This window comes from Pseudomonas sp. S2_H10 (genome assembly GCF_054668285.1).
On sequence record NZ_CP162754.1, the window covers coordinates 1,726,654 to 1,738,515 of the forward strand.

An 11,862-nucleotide genomic window follows, 5' to 3' on the forward strand; every position below is an offset into this window, starting at 1 on the left:
ACCCCTCCAGAAAATGATCACGGCGGCGCTAAAGGGCGCCGCCGCCTGAATCAGTCAGCTGCGGTTTGCGCTGTCGGCGCAGCCCGGTTCGCCGAGCGGCGCTTGATCGCCATGGCCCCGCCGAGCAAGGCCTTGCGTTGCTCGTTCAAGCGCGCATCGGCACGGCGCTGGACATCGCTGGCCAGGTTGAGCAAATCGCCGACTTGCAATCCACCAGCGCCAATCAACGCTGCGAGCACCGCCTGAATCTGTTCGGACAAACACTCAAGCGTGCTCGGCAGGTACTGACCGGCCGGTGTCTCGAAGCTCAGGTGGATGTGCTGCGCGTCGTTGTAGAACGCAGCGACCATGCCGATCTCGGCGGCCTGGCGCCCGGACGGGAAGTCCTCGACTTGCAGGCCCTCCATCGACGGCAGGCGACCGACGCCTTCCTGGTAAATCAGCTTGATGTCGAACAGCGGCGAACGTCCGGCCCGGCGCGGCAAGCGCAAGGCCTCCACCAGGCGCTCGAACGGCAGGTCCTGATGGTCCGAAGCCTCCAGCACCGCCCGGCGACAAGCGTCCAGCAACTGCGCCACCGGCTGCCCGGCATCGACTTCCACTTGCAGTACTAGTTGGTTAACGAAGAAGCCGACCATTTCTTCAAGCTCGGCTTGATTTCGGTTGGCGATATCGGTGCCGATGCGCACGCGATTGACCTCGGTGCGCTGGCGCAGGACCAGGGTGAAGCCGGCCAGCAGCAGCATGAACAGCGACAAATCGCGTTGCTGGGCAAAGTCGCGCAGCTGCTGGCTGAGTTCGGCACCGAAGGTGAAATGCGCGCTGGCGCCTTCCTGTGCAATGCGCCGGTCGCCATCGGCGGGCAACTCCAGCACGGCCAGCGGCTCGGCGAGGCGCTGCTGCCAGTAGTCGAGCTGGCGTTGCAATTCGCCGCCCTGCTCCAGCCACTGGCGCTGCCATTTGGCGAAGTCGGCGTACTGCACGCTGTGCGCCGGCAGTTGCGGGACCTGGCCACGGTTGAGGGTTGGATAGAGCGTGACGAACTCGTTGATCAGGACGCGGAACGACCAGTCGTCGGCGACGATGTGATGCACGGTCAGCAACAACACATGCTGGTCATCCGCGACCCGCAGCACCCGCACCCGCAGCAAGGGGCCATGGCGCAGGTCGAATGACCGCGCGACTTCCTCGCGGGCCAGTTGTTGCGCGGTGTCGTCCGGCGCCGGCAGATGCCGCAGGTCGTTGGCCTCGAAGCTCAACGGCAATTGCTCGTGCAGCCGTTGCCAGGCCTGGCCGTCTTCTTCGTAGAAGGTGGTGCGCAATACCGTGTGGCGCTGCACCAGGGTTTCGAAGGTCTGGCGCAGGGCCTCAAGATTCAACTCGCCACGCAGGCGCAAGGCACCGGGCATGTTGTACATCGAACTGTCCGGTTCCAGGTTCCACAGGAACCACAAGCGTTGCTGGGCAAAGGACAACGGCGAGCGCTCGCCAGAGGTGTCCGCCACCAGCGCCGGGCGTTCACAGCTGTGTTGCAGGGTTTGCACCTGTGCGGCGAAATCCTCGAGGCGCGGGTGTTCGAACAGGCTGCGCAGGCTCACCGACAGGCCCAGGCGCTGGCGAATCTGCGAGACGATCTGCGTCGCCAGCAGCGAGTGCCCGCCCAGTTCGAAGAAGCTGTTTTCGCGGTCGACGCGACTGACCTGCAACACCTGCTGCCAAATCTGCGCCAGCTCGGTTTCCAGTGCACCCTGTGGTGCGCTGCCGAGTTCAGCTTCCCAGACTTGCGGGGCCGGCAGCGCTGCGCGGTCGAGTTTGCCGTTGCGGTTGAGCGGCAACGCGGCGAGCAACACCAGTTGCGCCGGGAGCATGTAGTCCGGCAGGCGTTCGCCCAGGGCACGGCGCACGGTGTCGGTGAGTTGCCGCGCATCAGCGTCCAGCAGTTCATCCGAGGCCGGCACCACATAGCCGATCAACTGCTTGCCGCCGACACCTTCGTGCACCAGCACCGCGGCTTCGCTGATCATCGGCAGGCCTTGCAGGTGTGCTTCCAGCTCACCCAGTTCGACGCGGAAACCGCGAATTTTCACCTGGTGATCGATGCGCCCCAGGTATTCCAGCGCACCGTCCTCGCGATAGCGCGCGAGGTCGCCGCTGCGGTACAGCCGCGCGCCCGGTGTGGCGGAAAACGGATCGGCGATGAAACGCTCGGCGCTCAGGCCCGGTCGCTGGTGGTAGCGCTGGGCAAGGCCGGCGTCACCGCCGATGCACAACTCGCCGACGCAACCGGTCGGCAGCAGGTGGCCTTCGCTGTCCAGCACGTACAACGCGCGACCCGGCAGCGCTGTGCCGATGGGCACGCCAATGTGATTGCGGGTATCGGCCAGCGTGCATTCGTGGGTACTGGAAACGACCGTGGCTTCGGTCGGGCCATAGGTATTGAGCAGGCGCACATCGCCCAGACCGGCGACGTGCCACAGCTTCAGGCCTTCCAGCGACATGGCTTCGCCGCCGACGTGAACCTGACGCAAGTGCCCTTTCTCACGCTGCGGTTGCGCGGCCCACTCCTGCGCCAGGAGGAACCAGTAGGCCGCCGGCAAATCCGCCAGGGTCACGCCCTGCTCGATGATCTGCCGATAAAGCCTGTCGGTGTCCCACAACTCATCGCCGCGCATCACCAGCGCCGCGCCCACGCACAGTGGCGGGTAACACTGCTCGACAAAGCCGTCGAAGCTGAAGCTGGCGAATTGCAGTACGCGGTCTTGCGCCGTGAGTTGCGAATAATCCGCCGCGATCACGCAAAACTCGCGCAGTGCGGCATGGGCCAGGCACACGCCTTTCGGCCGTCCGGTGGAGCCGGAGGTGTAGATCAGATAGGCGAGGTCTTCGGCGCTGGCGAGGTTGACCGGGTTATCCGCGGAGAAACCGTCGGCACTCGCCTCCAGCGCCAGGCGCGGCAAACCTTGCGGCAGCGCTACATCGCCGAGCAATCCCGGTTGCGCCAGCAGCAGGTGCATGCCGCTGTCTTCGATCATGTAGGCCAGGCGCTCGGCCGGGTAATCCGGATCGAGCGGCACATAACCGGCGCCGGACTTGAGGATCGCCATCAAGCTGACGATCATCTGCGCATTGCGCCTAACCGCCAGGCCGACCCGCTGCCCCGGTGCCACACCGTGGGCGCGCAGGCGATGGGCGAGCTGGTTGGCTTGTGCATTGAGCTGCGCGTAGCTCAGGCGCTCGTCGCCAACCAACACCGCGAGGGCATCGGGCGTGCGTGCCGCCTGCTGTTCGAAACGCTGGTGGGCCAGCAACGGGCTGTCGAGTTGCGGCACCGCTGGACGTGAGCCGGCCAACACGCTTGCCCGGGCCTGTGCATCCAGCAAGCTGACCGCGCCCAATGCCTGTTGTGGCTGCGCGACGAATTGCTCCAGCACCTGCAACAGGCTGGCGCCCAATTGGTTGATCTGCGCGGCACTGAACCGGGTGCGGTCGAAACTGAAATCCAGGCGCAGGGTGGCTCCGACTTCGATGCCGAGGGTCAGCGGGTAGCTGGTGATTTCATGATTGTGCAATGCGCCGAAGGTCAGGCCCGCCGGTGCCCCTTGTTTGAGGGCTTCGGCCACCGGGAAGTTCTCGAACACCAGCAGGCTGTCGAACAGCGCCCCCTGTTGCCCGGCCCAGCCCTGGATGTCGTACAGCGGCACATGTTCGAACTCGCGCAGGCTCAGGTTCAACGCTTGCAGGTCGTTGAGCCACTGGGCCACCGACTGCCCGGCTTGCGGCGCGGCGATGATCGGCAAGGTGTTGATGAACAGCCCCAATTGCTGCTCGATGCCCGGCAGCGGCGCGGAACGCCCGGCAATGGTTGCGCCGAAGGCCACGCAGGATTGGCCGGTGTAGCGCTGCAACAGCAGGCCCCAGGCGCCTTGCAGCAGCGTGTTGAGGGTGACTTTCTGCCGGCGGGCGAAATCGCTCAGGCGCTGCAGCGCGGCGCTCTCGAGGGTCAATTGATGTTCGCCCATGCCGCGCCCTTCGGCGGGCGTGGGCAAGGCTTGCGCCAGCAACGTCGGCGTTTCCAGGAGTGCCAGCGCCTGCTTCCAGAACTGCTCGGCGGCCAGCAGCGGTTGCTGTTGAATCCAGCCCAGATAATCGCGGTACTGCCCCAAGGGCCCGGCCAGCGTCTGGCCGGCATAGTGCTGGATCACTTCGCCGAGCAACTGCGCGTTGCTCCAGCCGTCCATCAGGATGTGGTGGCTGGTATGGATCAGGTGCCAGTCTTCACTGCCGCGGCGTACCAGCAGCAGGCGGAACAACGGTGCAGCGCTCAGCTCGAAGCCACGGCTGCGCTCCTCGGCGGCCAAGGCATCGAGGTCAAGGTCCGTCGCTTCGATCACTTGCAGTTGCAGGTCGATCTGGCGATGAATCACCTGGTGCGCAGTTTCCAGGCCCAGCCAGTGGAAGCTGCTGCGCAGGATGTCGTGACGGTTGATCGCCGCCTGCCAGGCCCGGCCGAATGCCGCCAGCTCCAGCCCCTGGATGTCCAGGCGCAACTGATTGATATAGGCCTCGGCCTGGGGTTCGTACAGGGTGTGGAACAGCATGCCCTGTTGCATCGGCGTCAGCGGGTAAACGTCCTCGATGGCCGGCGCCGGGACAGGCAAGGCATCGAGCTGCGCCTGGGTGATGCGCGCCAGCGGGAAGTCCGACGGCGTGACCTGGCCTGCCACGGTCGTGCAGCAATGTTCAATCAGCGCCCTGAGCTCTTCGACATAGGCATTGGCCAGGTGCTGCACCGTGGATTCGGCGAACATGTCGCGACTGAAACCCCATTGCAGCGAGAGCTGCCCGCCATACACCTGGCCTTCCACGGTCAGCCAGTTGGCCAGCGGCGCTTCGTTGCCCTGGGCCTGGCCGCCGCTTTCCACAGCCGGTTTGAACAGTGCGGCGTCATCGAACTGACGGTCGAACTGCCCCAGGTAGTTGAAGGTGATGCGTGGCGTCGGCAAGCCTTGCAGTATCTCGCGCTGCGCCGGTTCGCCGAGATAGCGCAGCAGTCCATAACCCAGGCCTTTGCCGGGAATGGCGCGCAGTTGCTCCTTGATCGACTTGATCGAATTCTCCGCCCCGGCTTCGGGTTGCAGACGCACAGGGAACAGGCTGGTGAACCAGCCGATGGTGCGGCTCAGGTCGAGGTCGTCGGACAGGTCTTCGCGGCCGTGGCCTTCGAGTTGGATCAGCGTCGAGCCCTGCCCGCTCCAGCGGCAGATGACCCGCGCCAACGCGGTGAGCAACAGGTCGTTGACCTGGGTGCGATAGGCCGCCGGTGCCTGTTGCAGCAACTGGCGGGTCAGTTCGGCGTCGAGTTTCGATTCGATCTTGTGCCCGTGGCGCTGCTGCAAACTGCCTTGGGGGTTTTCACACGGCAGGTCCCGGGCATCCGCCAATTGCGCCTGCCAGTACGGCATTTGCCCAAGGAGGGTGCCGGCATGCTGTTGCAGCTGTGCGGCCCAGTCTTGATAAGCGCTGGTTTTTTCCGCCAGCGCCACCTGTCGGTATGCCTGCTGCAGGTCTTCGAGCAACACCCGCCACGACACCCCGTCCACCGCCAGGTGATGGACCACCAGCAACAGGCGCTGGCTGCCATCGTCGAGGCTGACCAGCAAGGCACGCAGCAGCGGCCCGTTCGCCAGATCGAGGCTGCGTTGCGCTTCATTGCACAGGGCGGTCAAGGCTTCGCTCGAAAACGCCCGGCGCTGCCACAGTCCAGCACTCTCGACTGGCGCGGCATGGCGCTGCTGCCAGCCTTCGGCAGCGTCGATGAAGCGCAGGCGCAAGGCATCGTGATGGTTGATGACAGTGACCAACGCCCGTTCCAGCGCCTCGGGATTCAACACTTGCCGGGGCGTCAGCAGCAGCGACTGATTCCAGTGCTGGCGCTGGGCGATGGCCTGTTCGAAGAAGTAATGCTGCGCCGGGGTCAGGACCACCTCGCCGCTGACCGGGCCTTGATCGATGCAGCTGCGGCTGTCGAACGCCGCGACCAGTGCCAGGCTGCGCACGGTCTGGTACTGGAACAGGTCGCGCGGACTGAGGCGGATGCCGGCCTGACGGGCGCGGCTGACCACCTGGATGGAAATGATCGAGTCGCCGCCGAGTTCGAAGAAGTTGTCTTCAAGCCCCACGGGGTCGGTGCCCAATACGTCCTGCCAGATCTGCGCCAGCGCAGTCTGCATCGCATCCTGCGGTGCGACGAATGCCTGCTGCGGCGCGGCGTCGGGTGGCGGCAAGGCCTTGCGGTCGAGCTTGCCGTTGGCGGTCACCGGCAAGGCGTCCAGCGGCATCAGGTAGGTCGGCACCATGTATTCCGGCAGGCTGCCGAGCAGCCAGGCCTTGAGGGTTTGCGGCCACTGCCCGTGGGCGTCGGCGTTTTCCAGCACAAGGTACGCCACCAGATGCTTGCCGCCCTGCACCAGCACCACGGCCTCGCGCACCAGGTCATGCTGCATCAGGCGGGTTTCGATCTCCCCCAGCTCGATGCGCAGACCGCGCAATTTGACCTGATGATCGAGGCGCCCGAGGTATTCGATCACGCCGTCCGCACGTTGGCGCACGCGGTCGCCGGTGCGGTACAGGCGCGCGCCGTCATGGAACGGGCACGGCACGAAACGCTCGGCGGTGAACGCCGCACGCCGGTGATAACTGCGCGCCAGGCCGGCACCGCCAAGGTACAACTCCCCCGCCACGCCGGCCGGAACCGGCAGCAATTGCGCATCCAGCACATGGGTGCGCAGGTTGGCGATGGGCCGGCCGATGGGCACGCTGTCGGCGCCCTCGTCGACGCAGGTCCAGTGGGTCACATCGATGGCCGCCTCGGTCGGACCGTACAGGTTGTACAACCCGGCAGCCGGCAGCTTTTTGAACACCTGCAATTGCGCATCCAGCGGCAAGGCTTCACCGCTACAGGCGATGCGCTTGAGGCTGGTGCAGGCCTCGACACCCGGTTCGTGGATGAACGCCTGGAGCATCGACGGCACGAAGTGCAGCGTGCTGATGTGGTAGTCCGCAATGAGGCGGATCAACTGCGCCGGTTCACGGTGCGCGCCCGGCGGCGCCACCACCAGGCGCGCGCCGGTCATCAGCGGCCAGAAGAACTCCCAGACCGACACGTCGAAACTGAACGGGGTTTTCTGCAATACCGAGTCGCTGCCATCGATTGCGTAAGCCTGTTGCATCCAGCACAAACGGTTGACCAGCGCCGCGTGACTGTTGCCCGCGCCCTTGGGCTTGCCGGTGGAACCGGAGGTGTAGATCACATAGGCCAGGTTCAACGGATGCACGTCCACCTGCGGGCAGGTGTCGCTGTAGCCGTCGAGCCAGTCTTGCTGCTGATCCAGGACGATGACCTTGACGCCGTCGGTGGGCAAGACGTCGAGCAGAGTGCCTTGCGTGAGCAGCAGGCCAATCGCGCTGTCGTCGATCATGTAGGCCAGGCGTTCGGCCGGGTACTCCGGGTCGAGCGGTACGTAGGCGCCACCAGCCTTGTGAATCGCCAGCAGGCCGATGACCATTTCCAGGGAACGCTCGACGCAGATCCCCACCAACACATCCGGGCCAACGCCCTGCTCGCGCAGGTAATTAGCCAGTTGACTGGTGCGGGCATCGAGTTGCGCGTAGCTGAGCTGGCGCTCGCCAAACACCAGCGCTGGTGCTTCGGGCGTACGTCGAGCCTGGGCCTGGATCAGTTGATGCATGCACTGCTCGAGCGGATAGACCTCGGCAGTGCGATTCCAGTCGTGCACCAGCACCTGTTGCTCGTCCGTCGTCAGCATCGGCAACTCGCCGATTTTTTTCGTCGAGTCGTCGACTATCGCCTGCAACAGACGCGTCCAGTGCGCGGCCATGCGCGCGATGGTCGCGGGCTCGAACAGGTCGCTGGCATAGGTCAGCGCGGCGTGCAGCTTGCCGCCCTTCTCCCAGGTGTCGAGGGTCAGGTCGAACTGGGTGGTGCGGCTTTGCCAGTCGATGCTGCCCAGCACCAGGCCGGACGCGGTGCTGACCGAAGCCATGTCGGCCACCTGCGGCTGGTGGTTGTACATCACCTGGAACAGCGGCGTGTGGCTGAGGCTGCGTTCCAGTTTCAGCGCTTCGACCAGGCGTTCGAACGGCAGGTCCTGATGGGCCTGGGCGCCGAGGGCGGTTTCCTTGATGGCGCGCAGCAGCTCGTCGACTCGGGTCTGGCCGTCCAGCTGTGTACGCAGTACCTGGGTGTTGACGAAGAAGCCGATCAGGCCTTCGATTTCCGCACGGTTGCGGTTGGCGATGGGCACGCCGACGCGGATGTCGGCTTGCCCGGTGTAGCGATGCAGCAGCACGTTGAAGGCGCCGAGCAGCAGCATGAACAGGGTGATGTTGTGCTTCTGCGCGGTGCCGCGCAGTTGCTCGGCCAGTTGCGCCTCGACCGCGAATTCGTAGCGGGTGCCGCGATAACTCGGCATCGCCGGGCGCGAATGGTCCAGGGGCAATTCCAGTACCGGATGCTCGTCGCCCAACTGTGCCTGCCAGTACGCCAGTTGCCGGGCCTGCTCGCCCGCCTCCAGCCAGCGGCGCTGCCACAGGGCGTAGTCGCTGTACTGGATCGGCAGAGGCGCCAGATTCGCTTGCGCGCCCGCATCGAAGGCGTCGTAGCAGCGGATGAATTCGTCGATCAGCACGTTCATCGACCAGCCATCGGAGACGATGTGGTGCAGGGTCAGCAGCAGCACGTGCTCTTGGTCGGCGAGCTTGAGCAGGGTGACCCGCAGCAGCGGCCCGCTCGACAGATCGAAGGGCAGCAGCGATTGCTGCTCTGCGGTTTGCGCCACGGCCCGTTCGCGTTCTTCGGCGGGCAGTGCGCTGAAATCCACGTGTTCGATCAGCAGCGGCGCCGTGATGGGGACTTGCTGCAAGCTGTCGTCGGCCTGGCGCTGGAACACCGTGCGCAAGGTTTCATGCCGCGCCACCAGGCTGGCGAATGCCTGCTCCAGCGCGGCCAGATTCAAGCGTCCGCTCAGCCGTACCGCGCCCGGCAGGTTGTAGGCGCCGCTACGGGGGTCCAGTTGCCAGAGAAACCACATGCGTTGCTGGGCGTAGGACAACGCATGGCGATCCTCGGCCTCAATGCCGGCCGGAATCGGAAAACGGGCGAAATCCACGCCCTCCTTGTGCAAGGCCGCAAGGAACATCTGGCGCTTTTCCAGGGGCAACCCGATAAACCGGCGAGCAAGTTTCAAGGAGTCTTCAGCATTCATCTATCGGCATCCGCATCAGTAGGCAGCAGGCGCAAAGGCGCGTCGTCCCTATAAAACGAATGCAGGCGGGAAAAATTAGCCAATCCGGCGGGAGGTGAAACGCGGAATGCAGAACGATGAAAACCACTGTGGGAGCGAGCTTGCTCGCGATGGCGGAGTGTCAGTCACATCCATGCTGAATGTGCCGCCGTCATCGCGAGCAAGCTCGCTCCCACAGGGATCGGGTGAAATTTGGGAGTGGTGTTAACCCACGGCAGCCATGGAATGCCGCCGACGATGCACCTCCAACTGATCCTTGATCACCCGCAGCACCTTGGCCTCCTGCTCATGGATGAAGAAGTGCCCACCGGCCAGCATGTCCACCGAGAAATTGCCGTGGGTTTCCTGGCTCCAGCCGATCAGTTGCTCGGTGGTGGCGCGATCGGACTTGCCGCCGAGCACGTGCACCGGGCATTTGAGCAACGGGCGCTGGATCGGCTCGAAACGCCCGCACAGCAGGAAGTCCGCGCGCAGCACCGGCAGGGTCAGGCTCATCAACTCTTCATTGGCGAGGACCTCTTCGCTGGTGCCGTTGAGGGTGCGCAATTGCTCGATCAGCTCGACGTCGGTTTTCGGCTGGGCAAAGCCGCGGTCGTAGTCGGCGCGCAGGGTCGGCGCGGCGGTGCCCGAGGCGAACAGCGCGACCGGCTCCGGGCAGCCCAGCGCGCGAAACGCATGGGCCATCTCGCAGGCCAGCAACGCCCCCATGCTATGGCCGAACAACGCATACGGCGCCTTGAGCGTGGCTTTCTGTTCGTGGGCCAGTTGCAGCGCCAGACGGCGCATGTCGGTGTGCAGGGGCTCGCCATACCGCGCACCGCGCCCCGGCAATTCCACCGGTTGCAGCTTGAGCCACTCCGGCAGCTTGCGCCGCCAACGGCTATAGACCATGGCACTCGCGCCCGAATAGGGCAGGCACAGCAATGTCAGCGGGGTCACCGGGCTTTCCTCGAAAGTTGTCTGTTTGGAGAACGGATGAGGTGCGCCGGGAATTAGTCGTACAGAGATCCCTTGTGGGAGCGAGCCTGCTCGCGATGGTCGTTAACGATTACGCGTGCTTACCGGCTAAACGCAGTGCTCTTTAGTCCATCGCGAGCAGGCTCGCTCCTACAGGGGCTGTTGCCACCATTTGATCTTCATTTCAAATGGCGATAACTCGGGATCGCGGAGCCGAGCACCACCGCCCCCGCCGCAATCGCCAGCCAGAACCCGCTGCGCGCGCCGAAGGCGTCCACCAGCCAACCGGAGCCGGCGGCGCCGATCGCCACGCCGATGCTCAGCCCGGTGACCAGCCAGGTCAGGCCTTCGGTGAGCTTGGCCGGCGGCACGATCTGTTCCACCAGGGCCATGGCGACAATCAGCGTCGGGGCAAAAAACAGACCGGCAACAAACACCGCCAAGGACAGGCCGAAAACGTTCGTCGCCAGCAGCAACGGCAAGGTCGTCACCGCCGTTGCCACGCCGCCGTACAGGAACAGGCGCGCCAGCGGCACTTTCGAGCGCAGCGCGCCGAAGGCCAGCCCGGCCATGCACGAGCCGATGGCGTATACCGACAGCACGATGCTCGCCGCCGCCGGCTGGCCCTGGTGCTGGGCGAAGGCGACGCTGACCACGTCCACCACACCGACGATGGTGCCCATGGCGACCATCAACAACATCAGCAATTGAATGTCGCGGGAACGGATGATCGAGCCCTGGTGATGCTCCTCATGGGGATGCACCGGCGGCTCCGTGCTGCGCTGCAACACGAACGCAGCGACGCCGATGGCCAGCGCCAGCAAGGCCGTCAACGGCCCGGCCTCGGGAAACGCCACCACGCACAGGCCCACCGACAGCGGCGGCCCGACGATGAAACAGACTTCATCGAGCACCGACTCCAGCGCGTAGGCGGTCTGCAACTCGGGGCGACCGCGATAGATCTCGGTCCAGCGCGCCCGCACCATTGCCGACATGCTCGGCATGCAACCGGCCAGCGCGGCGAACACAAACAGCGTCCAGTGCGGCGCCTGCAAACGTGTGCACAGCAACAACAGCAACAGCGCCCCGCCGCCGATCAGCGCCGCCAGCGGCAGAACCCGCCCCTGGCCATATCGATCCACCAGCCGCGAAACCTGTGGCGCACAAAACGCCGTGGCCAGGGCGAACGTCGCCGCCACCGCACCCGCCAGACCGTAGCCACCCTGCAACTGCGAAAGCATGGTGATCAGGCCGATACCGGTCATGGAAATCGGCATGCGCGCGAGCATTCCTGCCAGCACGAATGCGCGGCTGCCGGGGGCTTTGAATAGTTCGCGGTAGGGGTTGGCCATGGGACTGGTCTCATCAGGGGAGTGCACGTTGCCACAACGTCAGATTGCGGGGGAAGCAGGGAATTGTTGGTTGAATGTGAAGGCCCCATCGCGGGCAAGCCCACTCCCACAGTAGATCGGTGTACGCCGTCCAGGGTGGGAGCGAGCCTGCTCGCGAAGAGGCCCTCACAGCCACCTCGGCATCCCGCCAAATGAACTCTCGCCGCCCCCGACCAGTCAGCTGAATAGAC

3 protein-coding genes are annotated in these 11,862 nt (G+C 65.0%); all 3 read right to left on the reverse strand.

Annotation, left to right across the window (positions count from 1 at the left end; translation table 11 throughout):
- Positions 1-50 precede the first annotated feature (50 nt).
- Positions 51-9,284 (reverse strand): amino acid adenylation domain-containing protein, encoded by a 9,234-nt coding sequence (locus AB4O16_RS07575; protein WP_460157433.1) that lies wholly within the window; start codon positions 9,282-9,284, stop codon positions 51-53.
- A 243-nt stretch (positions 9,285-9,527) separates the two neighbouring features.
- Complete coding sequence (locus AB4O16_RS07580; protein ID WP_460157434.1) at positions 9,528-10,262, reverse strand: thioesterase II family protein; 735 nt, start codon at positions 10,260-10,262, stop codon at positions 9,528-9,530.
- A 197-nt stretch (positions 10,263-10,459) separates the two neighbouring features.
- Positions 10,460-11,632, reverse strand: a complete 1,173-nt coding sequence (locus tag AB4O16_RS07585) for an MFS transporter (protein WP_160388302.1) — start codon at positions 11,630-11,632, stop codon at positions 10,460-10,462.
- Positions 11,633-11,862 lie beyond the last annotated feature (230 nt).